The sequence below is a fragment of the Pseudocolwellia agarivorans genome (assembly GCF_002000085.1).
GTDB classification, from domain to species: Bacteria; Pseudomonadota; Gammaproteobacteria; order Enterobacterales; family Alteromonadaceae; genus Pseudocolwellia; species Pseudocolwellia agarivorans.
This window is the reverse complement of the sequence record NZ_MUZU01000001.1, coordinates 367,560-382,801: the sequence shown is the minus strand read 5'-3', so window position 1 is coordinate 382,801 and position 15,242 is coordinate 367,560. Positions and strand designations below refer to the sequence as shown.

Below are 15,242 nucleotides of genomic sequence, written 5' to 3'. Positions count from 1 at the left end.
GTACATAATGTGTTTTTTGGATAAAAAATACCCGATTAGCGTTTAGTGCATTTGGTTAAAAAATTGTCGTACTATCTAGTTATCCTATTACTAATAATTGTAATTAAAAGTTGCTCTGTAGTTTAGAGTAAAAATAAGGTTAGTTAGAATGGCTAAATCAACAAAATACATATCAAAAACCGCTAATGAAAATGGTTTCATTGATTGGTCTGAAGAAGAAAACTCTATTTGGAATGAATTAATTACTCGACAATTAAAAGTTGTTGAAGGTGTTGCGTGTAATGAGTTTACTCAAGGCCTTAAATTATTAAATTTATCTTTAGATCGAATTCCTCAACTTGCTGATGTAAGTAAGGTACTTAAAAATACAACAGGTTGGCAATGTGAACCTGTTAACGCGCTTATCGGTTTTGGAGAGTTTTTTAAACTCCTATCTGAACGAAAATTTCCTGTAGCTACTTTTATTAGAACACGTGAAGAGTTTGACTACTTACAAGAGCCCGATATTTTTCATGAAATATTTGGGCATTGTCCATTGCTGACTAACCCGTCATTTGCAGATTACACGCAGGCTTATGGCAAAATGGGACTAAATGCGACCAAAGAACAACGAGTATTTCTTGCTCGTTTATATTGGTTTACGGTGGAGTTTGGTTTATTAGATACGCCTGAAGGGATTAAATTATACGGAGGAGGGATTTTATCTTCACCTAAAGAAACACAACATGCTGTGTTTAGTGATAAAGCTAAACGTGTTCCCTTAAATATATTAGATGTACTAAGAACACCTTATAAAATTGATATCATTCAACCTATCTATTACACCTTAAAAGAGGTGAGTAACTTAGACGACATTAGAAAGCATGAAGTTTGTGAAATCATGTCATTTGTCGAAGAAGCGAAGCAACTTGGTTTGCATAACCCTATGTACTAAAAATTATAAAATAATTATTTAATAAAAAAGGCAAGAGAGCTATGAATAACGAATTATCAACACAGCAATGTGAGGCCTGTCATGCTGATGCCCCACAAGTAACGGAAGAGGAACTAGCTATACTCTTAAAAGAAATTCCAGACTGGACTCCTATTATTAAAGAAAATGTTATGATGCTGGAAAGAGTATATACCTTTAAAAACTATAAACTTGCTTGGGCTTTTGCTAATAAAGTTTCAGCACTTGCAGAGGAAGAGTTTCATCATCCTGCGACCTTACTCGAATGGGGTAAAGTAACAGTAACATGGTGGACTCACGCAATTAAAGGCTTACATAAAAACGACCTTATTTGCGCCGCTAAAACAGATAAACTTTTATAAATAATATAAGCCATATTTAATTAACAACTATTTCCTTAAAAGGTGCATTTTTTTATTGTTGTAACTAATAGTTTACAGTAAAGTGTGCTTCTCTTTGTTGTTTAAGGTTTGTTGTATGCGCTTAGAATTAATTTGTCGTAACCGGGTGGGAATTCTTAAAGAAGTATCTTCTATTTTTGTTGAGCACAACATAGATTTGGTCGGAATTGAAGTACACCAACCCGGACACGTTTTCATAAACACGCCTAATGTAGATTTTACCGAACTACAGAAAATCATGCCGCAACTACGTTTAATTGATGCAGTAGATGATGTTAAAACTGTCCCCTTTATGCCATCAGAAAGGGAAAAAAATGAATTTGAAACACTACTAAGAAGTTTTCCTGATCCCTTTATATCTATTAGTGCTAAAGGGCAAATTCGTATGCTTAATAATTTATCATCTTCTATGATGGGAAATAGTGGTAGTAATTTAATTGGGGAGCAAGTTAATAGTATATTAAAAGGCTTTAACTTCAATAAATGGCTAGATGGAAATGAAGTATTAGCGCAAACGATCCGATTAAAGCTTCAAAACGAAGATTTTGTGGCTGATTTAATGCCAATTCATGTAAGCGAATTTGAGAATGATAATGTGTTAGCTGGCGCTATTATTATTTTGAAATCAGAACGACGATTAGGGCAACAAATAAGTGCATTAAAGCAAATCGATGATAATAATTTTTCTGGTATCCAAGCAACAAGTGGCTCTATGAGAAAAGTGATTAGAGAAGCTAAAAGAATGGCATTATTAGATTCCTCTATTCTTATCTCTGGTGAAACAGGAACAGGTAAAGAGTTATTAGCGCATGCATGCCATGAAGCAAGTGAACGAGCGACTAACCCATTCATGACCTTAAGCTGTGCTGCATTACCTGACGATGTAGCTGAAACGGAACTGTTTGGTTTAGGTCATCAAGATAAATCATCAAGTAAAAAAGGCTTATTTGAATCAGCAAACGGTGGCACTATTTTCCTTGATGAAGTGGGCGAAATGTCGCCAAAATTACAAACTAAACTATTACGTGTTATCCAAGACGGAAGCTTTAGAAGAGTTGACGATGAACAAGAGATAAAAGTAAATGTTCGTATTATTGGTTCTACCAATAAAGATTTATTGCAAATGGTCTCTCAAGGTTTATTTAGAGAAGATCTCTATTATCGGTTGAATGTTTTAGGTTTAAATATTCCATCTTTACGAGAAAGACGTTCTGATATTATCCCTCTTGCTGAATATTTTATTGCTAAATCAGGTCTTAAAATAGGCAAAACTAACGTATCAATGTCAGACGATTGTAGAGAGTTCATTGAATATTACCCATGGCCAGGTAATGTCAGACAATTAGAGAGTGTCTTAATTAGGGCCGTATCTTTAATGGAAGGAAATGTAATAACAACTGAATATATAGATCTTCCAGCATATACAAGAGAACATGGATATTTAGAGCAAGATTTTGAAGGTACACTTGATCTTGCAGTTAAAAAATATGAAGCAGACTTATTAAGAAAGCTTTATCCTGCTTATCCAAGTACACGCCAATTAGCTAAAAAACTCGGTTTAAGCCACACCGCTATTGCCAATAAACTGCGAGAATATGACATTAATAAAAAAACAGTAAAAATATAATATTGATTTTTGTACGCGCTTTTAAATTATTATTAAATTCGCTCCATCAATAAACTCTGCTACTTTAACAAGTAAAGATGCTCAATTTATTAATGGAGTTAGTACTAAACAAAAAGATACATAATAATCCTATGATTATCACCAAGTAGATTTATACTTAAAGATAGTCGAATCGTATTTCTATATTAATAAGGTTGTTAAAAATATGTCTTCAAGTGATTCAAAACCCTCATCTTGGGCTCTTGTTACAATAATCATTATCATGGTTATAGGGCTATTTTTATCTTGGAAATTTTTTCTTTCAGAGCCCGATAACGAAAAAGTAGTAGAAACAATTAATGAACCTACTATTATCGAAGCGCCACTAGTAGAAGATATTAATAGTCGTGAGCAAGTCGAAGAGAATATAAATAATCCTATTATTGAAGAATCAATAATAGAGCCGCCTTCCACAATAGAAGTCAAAGAACCCAAAGCTGTTATTAAAGTAGAAATACCTGCTTTAAACGAAAGCGATTCATGGGTTAAAGATAAACTTACTTCAATTATATGGAGAAAAGAATTACTTGAACTGTTAATTGACGAGGATATGGTACGAAGATTTGTTGTCTTCGTTGATAATTTTTCACAAGGCAATATTGCTTATAGCCATAGCCCCTTTATTAAGCCAACTACAAGCTTTGCAGGAAAAAAGGTTATATCAGAAGACGAAGCGCAAGTATTATGGAAATTTGATGAATCTACTTTCAAACGTTTTTCTCTTTATGTAGATTTATTTCGCTCTGTAAACTCAGAAACTTTAGTTGAATGGTATAAAGAATTACACCCGTTAATAAAACAAGCTTATTCAGAACTGGGTTATCCAGATCAAGATTTTGATCAGGTGCTACAAGTAGCTATAACTAAAGTGCTAGACCTTGAGTTCCCAAAAGAAAATAAGGAGCTTGTTAGGCCAAGTGTTATGTATCGATATAAGTCAGAAGAAATGGAGGCTTTAGATGATGCGGATAAACTCATGTTACGTATAGGTAAAGATAATTTACTTATTATTAAATCAGTACTTTTAGAAATTAATGAAAAATTGAATAAGCGTGAGTAGATTTAGTCAAAAAACACCCATAAAGCATACTTAGAATTATACTTTTGTATAAAAAAAAAGCATATAAACGATATCTTGTTTTTAGTACTTGCAACAAGGTATTGCTTTAGGGATAATCCACGCCGTTAAACACTATCTATGGTGACCATTTCGGTCCCCTCGCAATGATACTTTGTGAACTCAGCCAGGTCCGGAAGGAAGCAACTGCAGCAAAGGACTCATGTGCCGAGGTGTGGCTGATTTGGTTACCACCACCCTATCTTATATTCTAAATAAAACTGCTCTAAAACGATACAGTTATCACTATACCGTTTATATCAATTTATTGAGCTTGATGAAGTTTCATAAATTGAAGGGCTTTATCCACAGCTTCTCTAACATTACTCTCCATTTCAAAGCGTTCAGATGCAGGTAAATAAAAAGCCATATCTACTTCATGTCTAATATAACGAGTAGGGAGTTGATTAAGAACCACACAAGTCAGATCTGCAATAAAATCATCATCGTATTTTTCGTCTATTTTTAATTTAGTAAAGTGTTGTGAAACTAAGTTCTCATAGTAGTTATGAATATCATCAGCTATTTTCATATAAATTCCCTAAAATTGTTAAGCTAAAGCTAGTATAGATTAATTTAACATTTAAGGACTTGTTATTAAAAGGGGAATATGAAAATTGATTATATTAAGGTTACTAGGTTACTTCGAAGTAGCAATTATTCTAGTTACGGCTTTCAAATTTAACAATTTCTGCTTCTATTTTTGAAATAGCTTGTCTGCAACGGCCTAAGCGTTGATGTAAGGCAAGTACTTCTTGTGATAATTTATCTACAGTATTTTTGGGTGCTTTTATGCGTTCTTGTTCTTTATCGTGTAGCATTTGTGATAAACGACGTTCAAATTCATGATGTTCAGACAAGTTTTGATACAAGTTTTTTGTAGGCTGAATAACAGCTTTTACTGCTTTTTTATAGCGCTGGTTCTTTATAGCATTTAGCCTATTTTGAGCTTCGTTATGAATATTACTATTGGATTGAAATGCATTATGTAGTGAGGTTATTTGTTTTTCCAATATATCTATTTGGTATTTTGATAGTTCATCATTTGTGTTTTTAATTAAACGTTCTAGCTGAGCTGTTTTATTTTTTATTTCTTTAACGTAATCAATAAACAAGTCACTGTTAGTACTAAATAAATCAATTGAAAATAATGGAGAGTCTTGTAATAAAACATGTGCTTTTAATTTACTATTACTGTTATCAAGCTCTATTGCTGTTTGTTCTAATTCAGCTAAGATTTGATATATTTTTTTTATTGAAATAACATTTTTCATCATATTAATTTTGCCATGCTTGATAGGCTAAATTAATGGCCATTCCAATGACTATAATAGCAAACATGGGGCGAATAAATTTACTTCCTAATTTTATAGCGAAGTGTGAACCCACCATAGCACCCAACATAATAAAAACACCTATAGATAAGCCTAGAACAAAATTAACATGACCTAGGTAGATAAAAGTTAATAAACTAAAGAAGTTACTAATAAAATTTGTAGAACGAGCAAGTCCGCTGCTAATTAAAATATTGGTTTTATAAAGAATCGTCGAAGATACCGTCCAAAATGCCCCAGTCCCCGGACCAGCAACTCCATCATAAAAACCTAATGTTAAGCCCTGTATTACTTGTTTTGATAGTAATTGTTTGTTTTTCTTGGGTAGGTCGGTTGAGTCTTTTATAACATTTTTGGCAAAAAGAGTATAAATAGCCGTGAAAACAATAATAATTGGTAATGCTTTTTCTAAAAAAGAAGTACTTAAATAATTAACAACTAAGGTACCTGCAATTGCGCCTACGGCGGTTGTATATAAGGAATATTTCCAAAAAGAAGGGTTAAATAATTTATTTTTATAAAAAGTGACAGACGCAGTGAATGAACCAAATGATGCTGCTAATTTATTGGTTCCTAAAGCTAAGTGTGGAGGTAACCCCGATGTTAATAACGCGGGAATTGTTAACATTCCACCACCGCCTGCTATAGCATCTATAACTCCAGCTAAAAAGCCGATGCTGCATAGAGTAATCCATGTATTAATATCGAGTACTACATCGATCAAAATATTTTCCTAGGTATTCGTAAAATTTGGGGCGACATTATAACATAATCATACCATAAGGCTGTTTATCATTTTGGTATAAGTAGCGTGACTAAATCACCATTATTTTAACTGGTGTCAGTTACTCCAGTATGTAAAATACTCCGCTATAAATGAATAAAAAATGACCTTATTTGTTTTAAATTGAGCAAAAAGTAACTTTTATTGTAAGAATGTTTGACTTAGTACGAATGAATTAGTAAAACATACGACGGCAAATATAAATGTAGTGGTAAAGCTCATCGATATGAGGAGTCATCACTGATTATAATTACTGATAAAAATATTATTCACGTGTAGTAATTTGTCGGGGTATAACATTATAAAACACAATATAAATCTTCTATAACGTTTCGTTATAAACCCGTTCTCAGTAGTTGACAGAAATGTCATCTGGGAATATCGTATTGTTCTTATTCTAGAGAAATAAAATAATACCTATTTAAGAGATTTTTTCATTTGCGTTAACAATAATATTTGTTATCAAAATTCAATAGCAATTGGTTGGGAACTATGTCCAAATTAAGTAAAAAAAGCCTTATCGCTTCTTCAGTGATTGGCGCATTAACATTAGCAGCGAGCACTTTTGCAGTTGCAGATCAGTTAACTGATCTACAATCAGCAGAAGCGCGTACTTTCAAAGCATCGATTAAGTCACAACAAAAAATCGAAAGCATCTATGAGCAAACAATTGATCTTTTAGGTGAATACCGTAATACAGTTGATGAAGCTGAGGTGTTATCTGGTTATAACGATCATGTTCAACTTATGGTTAACGATCAACTTAAGAATCTTGCTTCTTTACAAAAGCAAATCGACGGCGTTGATAAAATTAAACAGGGTGTTGTTCCTTTAATGTACAAAATGATTGAAACATTAGAAAAGTTCGTAGAACTTGATGTTCCAATGAATATTGATACACGTAAAGAACGTATCGAAGCTTTACGTACTGTAATGGGTGACTCTAACGTTACTACATCAGAGCAGTTTCGTTTAGTTCTTGAAGCATATGAAATTGAAGCTAACTACGGTACAGCTTTCGAGTCTTACCAAGGTGAACTTGATTTAGGCGACCGTACTATTACTGCTGATTTCGTTTATATGGGCAGAGTTGCTTTCTTAGCTCAGTCTTTAGATATGAAAAATGCTTGGGTATGGAATAATGAAACTCGTTCTTGGGAAGAACTTGGAGATGAGTACATTAAAGCCGTTAAATCAACTATTGCAATGGCTCGTAAGCAATTACCAATGGATTTAACTAAATTACCAGTTTTCGCAGCAGGAGCTAAATAATGAAAAAGTTTCTTAATTATGTAATGCTTACTGCTTCTTTTACATTAGCAGCATCAGCATCAGCTAATGATTTAAATAAGTTATTAGAGCAAGTTAAAGCGGATAGAATTTCTGAAGCAAAACTTGATAAAAAACGTGAAGCAGAATTTATTGCTGCTAGAGCGGACAAACAAGCATTATTAAATAAAGCTAAACAAGAGTTAGCTAACCAAAATGCTCGTAATAAACGTTTAACCAAAGAATATGCTGCGAATGAAATTAAGCTAGCACAAAAAGAAGTTGAACTAGATAACGCTAAAGGTACTTTAGGTGAAATGTTTGGTGTAAGTCGTTCGGCAGCAGCTGACGCTTTTGGTCAAATCTCATCTTCAATCGTTAGTGCTCAATACCCAGGTCGCGGTGAAGCATTAAGCCGTATTGCTAACTCTAAAGAAATTCCAGCGTTAGAAGATTTAGAAGAGTTATGGTTTGCGTTACAAACTGAAATGACTCAATCTGGTGAAGTTGCACAGTTTACTGCTGAAGTAACTAACTTAGATGGTTCTAAATCTACAGAAACTATTACTCGTATCGGTACATTTAACTTAGTATCGGATGCTGGTTACTTAACTTATAATGATGAAGTTGGTCAAGTTCAACCTTTAGCTAAGCAACCTGCTGGCTATATTTCAGGTACAGCTTCAGATTTCTTCAATACTACATCTGGTTATGCTCCTGTTTACGTGGATCCATCTCGTGGCGGTATCTTAGCGCTTGAAACTCGTAAACGTACTTTAATGGAATTTTACCATCAAGGTGCTGAAGTTGGTTATGCGATTACTGCATTGTTAATTTTAGGTTGTTTAATTGCTCTTGAACGTTTAATTGTTCTAGGTTCAATGAGTGCTAAAATTAAAGCTCAAGAGAAAAACCTTGATACACCTAATGAAAATAACCCTCTAGGTCGTTTACTTAAAATTTACCATGATAACAAGTCTGTTGATGCTGAAACGCTTGAACTTAAACTTGATGAAGGTATTTTACGTGAAACTCCAAAAGTTGACCGTGGTATTAACTTAATCAAAATGTTTGCTGCAATAGCGCCATTAATGGGTCTATTAGGTACAGTTATCGGTATGATCATGACATTCCAAACAATTACATTGTTTGGTACAGGTGACCCGAAAATTATGGCTGGTAACATCTCTCTAGCTCTTGTTACAACAGCTTTAGGTTTGATATGTGCTTTACCTCTAATACTAATTCACAGTGTAATTGCTGGTCGTAGTAAATCTGTTCTGCAAAAACTAGACGAGCAAAGTGCTGGTTTAATTGCTGCAATCGCAGAGAAGGAGTCTAAATAATGTTATTCCTGATAGAGCTTATAGAATCTGTCAGGAGTTTTATTGCGACAGGTGGTAACGTACTTTATGTTGTTGCCTTCGCTCTCTTTTTGATGTGGATAATGATGATTGAACGTTATTGGTTTTTATCATCAGTGTACCCAAAAATGAAAGACGAAATTGTTGGACGTTGGGATGCACGTGAAGACACTACGTCTTGGTATGCACATCGTATTAGAGATACTTGGATCTCCGAAGCGACAGAATTATTAGAGCAACGCATGCTCACAATTAGAACTTTAGTAGCTATGTGTCCACTTATCGGACTACTAGGTACGGTTACAGGTATGATTGGTGTGTTTGAAGTAATGGCACAGCAAGGTACAGGTAACCCACGTTTAATGGCTTCAGGTATATCTATGGCAACAATTCCTACAATGGCAGGAATGGTAGCAGCTTTATCAGGTGTATTTTTTAGCTCAAGATTAGACGCTAAAGTTAAACTAGCAAAGGCTAAACTGGTTGACAGTTTACCTCATCACTAGAGAGAAATTCGAATGGCACGTAAACGTACTCGTGAAGACGAAGAAGCAGTAATTGATATGACACCGATGCTTGATATCGTGTTTATCATGTTGATCTTCTTTATTGTAACTACTTCTTTTGTTAAAGAAGCTGGTATTGAAGTTAATAAACCTAAAGCAGCTAACCAAAGTAAGCAAAAGTCAGCTAACATTTTCATTGCGGTGAAAGATACTGGTGAAGTTTGGTTTGATAAACGTCGTGTAGATATCGAACGTTTAGCAGCGAACATTGAAAAGGCATTAGCTGAACAGCCTACTGATGTTGTAATCATCCAAGCTGACAAAGACGCTAAACATGGTGTTGTTGTTAAAGTGATGGATGCGATAAAAGATGCAGGTATAGACAGAATCTCTATTGCTGCAGCTAAGGGGTAGTCTATGGTTCGCTTTTTAGTATCAATACTACTAGGCGCAGCGGTAACATTTGTACTATTTTCATTTATGGCTTTCCTTGTTTCTAGCGGTGATAGAAACAAGGAAGAACAGTTAGAAAATATAATAGTAGAAGTTAACACTACGCCACCGAAGTCAGCAGCTGAAACACGTAGACGTGTTCCACCGCCGCCTCCACCGCCGCCTAAGTCTCCACCTAAGCCTCAAGCTCCCGAGCCTGAAGCAAGTAATGATACAAGTGGCATTAGCTTTAATATGCCAGGTATTAAACTAGCAGGAGCAAACGCAGGTATTTCTGCTCCAGGCGAAGGTTTTGGACGTGATGGAGATGCAACACCTATTGTTCGTATTGAACCTAAATATCCAATACAAGCAGCGCGTGATGGTAAAGAAGGTTGGGTTAAACTTTCATTTACTATCAACGAAATTGGTGGAGTTGAAGATGTAGACGTTATTGAAGCTGATCCAAAACGTGTTTTTGATAAAGAAGCTAAACGCGCTCTTCGTAAGTGGAAATATAAGCCTAAAGTTGTTGATGGTAAGCCACAACGTCAACCTGGTTTAACAGTTCAATTAGACTTTAAAATGGATGGGGGTAATTAATAATGAATAAAATTATATTATCTTTAGTTGTTGCTGCTTCTGTAACTGCAGTGCAGTTACCTCTAACGACTGCTGCTTTTGCAGCAGGCGTTGGCGCTGAAGAAAAAGCTAAACGCCCAACGCAGTTAGTTGGTCCATCTGTTGGTAAAAAAGTTGGTGCTGCATTTGAACTATATTCTGCAGATGATATCCCTGGTGCATTACAAGTTTTATTAGACATTGAAGCGAAAAAAGATTACGACAAAGCTTACGTAAATCGTTTTATCGCAATAATGTATGCCACCATGGGTAAAAAAGAAGAAGAAGCTATTAAGTATTTAGAATTAGCTATTAAGCCAGACATCTTAAATGAAGGTGATCACGGTGAAGCTATTAAATTACTAGCTGATTTACAAATGCAGACTCAGAAGTACAGAGGCGCTTTAGAAAATTATAAAGCGTGGATGGACTTTACGGGAAAATCTGATGGTGAAACTTGGGTTAAGATAGCTAACGCTCATTATTCACTAAAAGAATTAGATAAAGTTATAGCTCCAGCTGATAAGGCGATAGCGGCTTTTGGTGATAAGCAAAGTCAAAATCCTTACATTTTAAAACTTACGTCATATTATGAACGTAAAATGTTTAAAGAGGCAGTTAAAGTACTAGAAACCACAGTGCAATTATTTCCGGATACTAAAACGTATTGGGTACAATTAGGGCAGTTCTATACTTTAGTTGAAGATTATGACAAAGCATTAGCGACTTTAGATTTAGCTTATAAACAAGGTTATCTTGAGAAAGAGTCTGAAATTAAAGTGCTTGTTAGCTTATATGCACAAAAAGCTATTCCTTATAAATCAGCTACATTGTTAGAAAAGCATATTGCGGCGGGTACAGTTAAAAGAGATGATAAAAATCTTACTATTTTAGCTAACTCATGGCATGCAGCTCAGCATATTGATAAAGCAGCTAAGTACTACGGTGAATTGGCGAAAATGACCAATGAAGCTAAGCATTATAGCAAGCAAGGTATGTTGTTAAAGCAAGATGAGCAATTTAAAAGTTCTATCGTTGCTTTAAATAAAGCATTAGAACTTGGTATTGAAAATAAAGGTCAGATATACATGAGTATTGCTGAATCTCACTTTTATTTAGAACAGTACAAACAAGCTCATAATGCTATACAAAAAGCTATGGACGATCCTAAAACTAAGAAAGCAGCTAGAGGCTGGGCGGGTTTTATCAAGGATACGGCTAAACGTAAAAAAGTATCTATATAATATCATTTATAATACTTTATTAAAAAACCAGCTATTAGCTGGTTTTTTTTATGCCTAAAATTTATTTAGTATGATTTAGTGTTTTTGTTTATTTATATCAGAAGTCATACTAAACGTATTAATGGGGAGGGACTTATTTTATACGAAGAATAAATGCAAAATAAACAGATTCATCGTTCTAGGAAGAACCTAAGCTCTTACTTCCTGTAGGTGAGGCATTTATTTAATCACTAGTTGTTCTAATGATTAAATAAATATGTCGTTGACCATTCATAAATGCTCAATTGCTTAATATGATTGCTATTAATGTTTTGTATTGGGTATTATTTTAATAAAAGAATATGCTGTCTTCGAGCTATTTGGGTTATGTAAAATACAAAATTCTTAAGAGTTTACCCCTGTTAATTTATGGACTTTATCATACTTATTATTTGATCTTTGTTGTTGAGTCTTTTCACATTTTGAAAAAGTTGTTCTGCTTGCGGGTATTGGAGCTTTAAGTATTTTAACCATTGTTTTAAACGGCTAGAAAAATAATAACTCTTGTCTCCATTTAATTCTAAAGTGCTATAAAGTAGAAGCAATTTTTGTAATTCAAGCCAACTCATTGGGGCTGCATTATATTTAATCGTATTTGCTATATTTGGTAGGGATAAAGCTCCACGGCCTAACATGAGATGAGGGGTATTTGCTTTTTTTACGCATTCTAATGCTGTTTCACGATTCCATATTTCTCCATTAGCAATAATTTTTATTGTAGACTGAGATACGGCGTTGTTTATATATTCCCAATAGGCAGGAGGGTTATAACCATCCAATTTAGTTCTTGCATGAATTGCTAGTTCACTAGCTCCTGAGGTATTTATAGCTGATATGAGCTCATTAAAAAGCGATGTATCATCAAAGCCTAAACGGATCTTCGCTGATAGTACTGAAGTATCATTAATAGAAGTTTTTATTGTTGATAGTATTTGGTAAATTTTTTCAGGATCTTTTAATAGTACAGCTCCACCTTTGCTTTTATTAACAGCCTTAGCAGGACAACCAAAATTTACATCGATACCATGAGAGCCGAGTTCTATGGCTCTTACTGCATTCTCCGCCATCCAGTGAGGTTCTTGGCCAAGTAATTGAATACGTAAAGGGGTATCCTTACCTGTTGATCCATCATCTCGTAATTCAGGGCATATCCTGTAATAAACGTGTTTAGGTACAAGAGAGTCTACTACTCTTATAAATTCAGTAACACACAAGTCGTAATCATTAATAGAGCATAATATGTCTCTCATTAAAGGGTCTATAACGCCTTCCATTGGCGCCAATATTAACTTATTTACTGTTGTTTTTGTTTTGAAGGAATGAATATTAATGTTCCGTACATTTAGGTTAGTTAATGGAATTTATGCTATTAATTGATGCCATAGGTATTATCTAGGAAGTATGAAATTTAGATAGGTGCTAATGTGAATCGAAGCTAATCTAAACATTGCAGGCTGTATATTTTAAGTAAACAGCCTGATGTCATTATTTTTTAAATGTTATCTTTACCAACTGAAACATTCAAATCTTGTAAAATACCATCATGTATATTGTAGATAAAACCATGAACCGTTATATCTTGGTTGTTTTTCCAAGCATTTTTTAAAATGGTTGTGTGTGATACATTTGTTACTTGCTCTATAACGTTTAATTCGCTAAGTAGATCTGCTTTTTTTTCAGGATCTGAAACTGTATCTAATTCTTCTTTATTGAAACGATGTACATCTTCAATATGTCTCAACCAATTATCTATTAGGCCATGGCTTTCATCATCAAGAGCCGCTTTTATTCCTCCGCAGCCATAGTGTCCGCAAACAATAATATGTTTTACTTTTAAAACATCTACGGCAAATTGTAAAACAGATAAACAGTTTAAATCAGTATGTATTACTAAGTTTGCAATATTTCTATGAACAAACACCTCTCCGGGGAGTAGCCCCATTAAATTATTTGCAGGAACTCTAGAGTCTGAACAGCCTATCCATAAATATTCTGGTGCTTGCTGTTCGGAAAGTGATTTAAAAAAATTAGGATCGCTTTTTTTTATCTCTTCAGCCCATTCAATGTTTTGTTCAAATAAATGTTGGATAGATGCCATGAAATACTCTTAATGGATTAAAATTGCCTAAGTTTATAGTAAAAAAGCAAAGAGAAAAATATACTTATTAAAAATTTAGTCGTTTATCTGTTTCAATATATGTTTTTTACAGCATATAATTTTGCTTTAAAGACTAACTTATTTGTTGTTAATGTATTGAGTATATATAATTAAAAATTTTAATTGGGTTCATTTTAATGGCTACAGCAAGTGCATTACACATATTAGTAAAAACAGAAAAACTCGCACAAGAAATACTTACGCAATTAGAGAAAGGTGCTGACTTTTCTGTTTTAGCAAAAAAATATTCAGTTTGCCCATCTAAAAAGAAGGGAGGCGATTTAGGTGAGTTTAAAAAAGGGCAGATGGTTAAGCAATTTGATGATGTGGTTTTTAAGAAACCGCTTTATAAAGTACACGGTCCTGTTAAAACGAAATTTGGTTTTCATTTAATTAAAACGTTATACCGAAGCTAATACTTTATAGTTACGTAAGTTATTTAATCTTCTTTTTTTTCTTCTTTTTCAAGTAGGGCATTACGCGCTTCAATTTTTTTTAACTGTTCTTCGGTTAAATCGAACTTTTTTGCTGATTGTTTTAGGAGCAAAACAGCACTTGCTATGAGCCCTAAAGCAATTGCAGCTATTATTATTCCAGTTAATGACATGATATGTTCCTTTTATTCATTAGGTTGCTTATTACGCTGTTTAGCGAGTTGTTGTAATTGTTTAGACTGTAAATGAAGACTTGAACGTACTAATCTTTCTCTATCATCATCTCTTATATGATGAAAAATCACTTTATGATGGTATTGATTTTCGGCACTTTCTATTTGAATCACCTCTGCATGACAGTATATCGCACAGTTCTCATGGGTTAAAAATATCTTTATTTCAATAAATTCATTTAACGAAAAAGCTGTATCGTGAATAAATTCAATTCCCGCACCACCAAAAGCAACGCCTTGGTAACGTTGATTTTCATCATCTTGTTCATTCAACATGTGATTGATGAGTAAATCAATTTTTTGAGCTTGAATGTTTAAATATTGAACGAGTTGTCCTGCAACTCCAGTTACTACTCCTAAAGGAGCCATTGCTGCTCGATCTAATGAAGCAATGTCGTTAACTAACTTAAATGGTGTCGGTATATCCTTTAAAAAGTCATTATATGAAATAGTTTTACCGTTATTTAAGCGTTTGGCATTAATATTAAAATCGTGGTCGATAGAAAAAAACTCATTGTATTGATTTAATTTTAAATTATTGTGTTCGTCAGGCATTGTTCTCACTCTTACTTTGTTATTGATTAAGTATAAAAGGGTTTTGTGAAATAGACATCTAAAAATATGTAACTCATGCTTTTTAATTTATTTTTAGACAAAACTTATTATATTTGATTACAAAATAGAGAAA

At 33.8% G+C, this 15,242-nt stretch carries 18 protein-coding genes and 1 other RNA gene; 12 read left to right on the top strand and 7 right to left on the bottom strand.

Features of this window, described 5'->3' with window-relative positions; all coding sequences use genetic code 11:
* The first annotated feature begins 148 nt into the window (after positions 1-148).
* The 5 genes from phhA to ffs all read left to right on the top strand — a co-directional run bounded on the left by phhA (position 149) and on the right by ffs (position 4,324).
* Entirely contained in the window at positions 149-934 is a 786-nt protein-coding gene (gene phhA / locus B0X80_RS01645; protein ID WP_077338088.1) for a phenylalanine 4-monooxygenase, read from the top strand.
* A gap of 41 nt (positions 935-975) precedes the next feature.
* Entirely contained in the window at positions 976-1,314 is a 339-nt protein-coding gene (locus B0X80_RS01640) for a 4a-hydroxytetrahydrobiopterin dehydratase (protein WP_077338087.1), read from the top strand.
* A gap of 115 nt (positions 1,315-1,429) precedes the next feature.
* On the top strand, positions 1,430-2,980 hold the full coding sequence (gene tyrR, locus B0X80_RS01635) for a transcriptional regulator TyrR (protein WP_077338086.1): 1,551 nt from the start codon (positions 1,430-1,432) through the stop codon (positions 2,978-2,980).
* A 205-nt stretch (positions 2,981-3,185) separates the two neighbouring features.
* Entirely contained in the window at positions 3,186-4,079 is an 894-nt protein-coding gene (locus B0X80_RS01630) for a DUF3014 domain-containing protein (protein WP_077338085.1), read from the top strand.
* Positions 4,080-4,227: 148 nt separating this feature from the next.
* Positions 4,228-4,324: signal recognition particle sRNA small type (gene ffs / locus B0X80_RS01625), an RNA gene on the top strand.
* A 77-nt stretch (positions 4,325-4,401) separates the two neighbouring features.
* On the opposite strand, the gene B0X80_RS01620 is transcribed toward ffs, so the two are convergent.
* From B0X80_RS01620 to B0X80_RS01610, 3 genes are all read right to left on the bottom strand, one after another.
* On the bottom strand, positions 4,402-4,668 hold the full coding sequence (locus tag B0X80_RS01620) for a late competence development ComFB family protein (protein WP_077338084.1): 267 nt from the start codon (positions 4,666-4,668) through the stop codon (positions 4,402-4,404).
* Between the two features lie 130 nt (positions 4,669-4,798).
* Positions 4,799-5,413, bottom strand: a complete 615-nt coding sequence (gene priC / locus B0X80_RS01615; protein ID WP_077338083.1) for a primosomal replication protein PriC — start codon at positions 5,411-5,413, stop codon at positions 4,799-4,801.
* A gap of 1 nt (position 5,414) precedes the next feature.
* The gene (locus B0X80_RS01610; RefSeq protein ID WP_077338082.1) at positions 5,415-6,194 is read right to left on the bottom strand and encodes a TSUP family transporter; all 780 of its coding nucleotides are present in this window, start codon (positions 6,192-6,194) and stop codon (positions 5,415-5,417) included.
* Positions 6,195-6,746: 552 nt separating this feature from the next.
* On the opposite strand from B0X80_RS01610, the gene B0X80_RS01605 reads away from it, so the two are divergent.
* Genes B0X80_RS01605 through B0X80_RS01580 form a run of 6 tightly spaced genes read left to right on the top strand, consistent with a single transcriptional unit; the run spans position 6,747 to position 11,690 of the window.
* Positions 6,747-7,526 carry a DUF3450 domain-containing protein gene (locus B0X80_RS01605; RefSeq protein WP_077338081.1) on the top strand — a complete coding sequence of 260 codons (780 nt, stop codon included), beginning with the start codon at positions 6,747-6,749 and terminating at the stop codon, positions 7,524-7,526.
* Positions 7,526-8,869: a MotA/TolQ/ExbB proton channel family protein gene (locus tag B0X80_RS01600; RefSeq protein ID WP_077338080.1), complete on the top strand. Its 1,344-nt coding sequence runs from the start codon at positions 7,526-7,528 to the stop codon at positions 8,867-8,869. The genes B0X80_RS01605 and B0X80_RS01600 overlap by 1 nt, the downstream gene beginning before the upstream one ends.
* Positions 8,869-9,393, top strand: coding sequence for a MotA/TolQ/ExbB proton channel family protein (locus B0X80_RS01595; protein ID WP_076418676.1), 525 nt, complete (start codon positions 8,869-8,871; stop codon positions 9,391-9,393). Before B0X80_RS01600 ends, B0X80_RS01595 begins: the two co-directional genes overlap by 1 nt.
* A gap of 12 nt (positions 9,394-9,405) precedes the next feature.
* A complete protein-coding gene (locus tag B0X80_RS01590; protein WP_076418675.1) occupies positions 9,406-9,807 on the top strand; it encodes an ExbD/TolR family protein in 402 nt (133 codons plus the stop codon).
* A gap of 3 nt (positions 9,808-9,810) precedes the next feature.
* Positions 9,811-10,428: an energy transducer TonB gene (locus B0X80_RS01585; RefSeq protein ID WP_077338079.1), complete on the top strand. Its 618-nt coding sequence runs from the start codon at positions 9,811-9,813 to the stop codon at positions 10,426-10,428.
* Between the two features lie 2 nt (positions 10,429-10,430).
* The gene (locus tag B0X80_RS01580) at positions 10,431-11,690 is read left to right on the top strand and encodes a tetratricopeptide repeat protein (protein WP_077338078.1); all 1,260 of its coding nucleotides are present in this window, start codon (positions 10,431-10,433) and stop codon (positions 11,688-11,690) included.
* A 401-nt stretch (positions 11,691-12,091) separates the two neighbouring features.
* Here B0X80_RS01580 and B0X80_RS01575 read toward each other — a convergent pair whose 3' ends face one another.
* Together B0X80_RS01575 and can are read right to left on the bottom strand one after the other, a co-directional pair.
* Positions 12,092-13,003, bottom strand: a complete 912-nt coding sequence (locus B0X80_RS01575; protein ID WP_077338077.1) for a tRNA-dihydrouridine synthase — start codon at positions 13,001-13,003, stop codon at positions 12,092-12,094.
* Between the two features lie 218 nt (positions 13,004-13,221).
* Positions 13,222-13,827, bottom strand: a complete 606-nt coding sequence (can, locus tag B0X80_RS01570; RefSeq protein ID WP_076418670.1) for a carbonate dehydratase — start codon at positions 13,825-13,827, stop codon at positions 13,222-13,224.
* A gap of 197 nt (positions 13,828-14,024) precedes the next feature.
* Between can and ppiC the strand changes: the two genes are divergently transcribed.
* Positions 14,025-14,303: a peptidylprolyl isomerase PpiC gene (gene ppiC / locus B0X80_RS01565; protein WP_077338076.1), complete on the top strand. Its 279-nt coding sequence runs from the start codon at positions 14,025-14,027 to the stop codon at positions 14,301-14,303.
* A gap of 23 nt (positions 14,304-14,326) precedes the next feature.
* Here ppiC and B0X80_RS01560 read toward each other — a convergent pair whose 3' ends face one another.
* Both B0X80_RS01560 and B0X80_RS01555 read right to left on the bottom strand, forming a co-directional pair.
* Entirely contained in the window at positions 14,327-14,494 is a 168-nt protein-coding gene (locus B0X80_RS01560) for a DUF2897 family protein (RefSeq protein WP_077338075.1), read from the bottom strand.
* A 12-nt stretch (positions 14,495-14,506) separates the two neighbouring features.
* Positions 14,507-15,109 (bottom strand): PilZ domain-containing protein, encoded by a 603-nt coding sequence (locus B0X80_RS01555; RefSeq protein WP_077338074.1) that lies wholly within the window; start codon positions 15,107-15,109, stop codon positions 14,507-14,509.
* Positions 15,110-15,242: the final 133 nt, after the last annotated feature.

Bases quoted from the DNA above. Each gene is read 5' to 3' on its own strand.
- phhA (WP_077338088.1), top strand. From the start codon at position 149: ATGGCTAAATCAACAAAATACATATCAAAAACCGCTAATGAAAATGGT.
- B0X80_RS01640 (WP_077338087.1), top strand. From the start codon at position 976: ATGAATAACGAATTATCAACACAGCAATGTGAGGCCTGTCATGCTGAT.
- tyrR (WP_077338086.1), top strand. From the start codon at position 1,430: ATGCGCTTAGAATTAATTTGTCGTAACCGGGTGGGAATTCTTAAAGAA.
- B0X80_RS01630 (WP_077338085.1), top strand. From the start codon at position 3,186: ATGTCTTCAAGTGATTCAAAACCCTCATCTTGGGCTCTTGTTACAATA.
- B0X80_RS01620 (WP_077338084.1), bottom strand. From the start codon at position 4,668: ATGAAAATAGCTGATGATATTCATAACTACTATGAGAACTTAGTTTCA.
- priC (WP_077338083.1), bottom strand. From the start codon at position 5,413: ATGATGAAAAATGTTATTTCAATAAAAAAAATATATCAAATCTTAGCT.
- B0X80_RS01605 (WP_077338081.1), top strand. From the start codon at position 6,747: ATGTCCAAATTAAGTAAAAAAAGCCTTATCGCTTCTTCAGTGATTGGC.
- B0X80_RS01600 (WP_077338080.1), top strand. From the start codon at position 7,526: ATGAAAAAGTTTCTTAATTATGTAATGCTTACTGCTTCTTTTACATTA.
- B0X80_RS01595 (WP_076418676.1), top strand. From the start codon at position 8,869: ATGTTATTCCTGATAGAGCTTATAGAATCTGTCAGGAGTTTTATTGCG.
- B0X80_RS01590 (WP_076418675.1), top strand. From the start codon at position 9,406: ATGGCACGTAAACGTACTCGTGAAGACGAAGAAGCAGTAATTGATATG.
- B0X80_RS01585 (WP_077338079.1), top strand. From the start codon at position 9,811: ATGGTTCGCTTTTTAGTATCAATACTACTAGGCGCAGCGGTAACATTT.
- B0X80_RS01580 (WP_077338078.1), top strand. From the start codon at position 10,431: ATGAATAAAATTATATTATCTTTAGTTGTTGCTGCTTCTGTAACTGCA.
- B0X80_RS01575 (WP_077338077.1), bottom strand. From the start codon at position 13,003: ATGGAAGGCGTTATAGACCCTTTAATGAGAGACATATTATGCTCTATT.
- can (WP_076418670.1), bottom strand. From the start codon at position 13,827: ATGGCATCTATCCAACATTTATTTGAACAAAACATTGAATGGGCTGAA.
- ppiC (WP_077338076.1), top strand. From the start codon at position 14,025: ATGGCTACAGCAAGTGCATTACACATATTAGTAAAAACAGAAAAACTC.
- B0X80_RS01560 (WP_077338075.1), bottom strand. From the start codon at position 14,494: ATGTCATTAACTGGAATAATAATAGCTGCAATTGCTTTAGGGCTCATA.
- B0X80_RS01555 (WP_077338074.1), bottom strand. From the start codon at position 15,109: ATGCCTGACGAACACAATAATTTAAAATTAAATCAATACAATGAGTTT.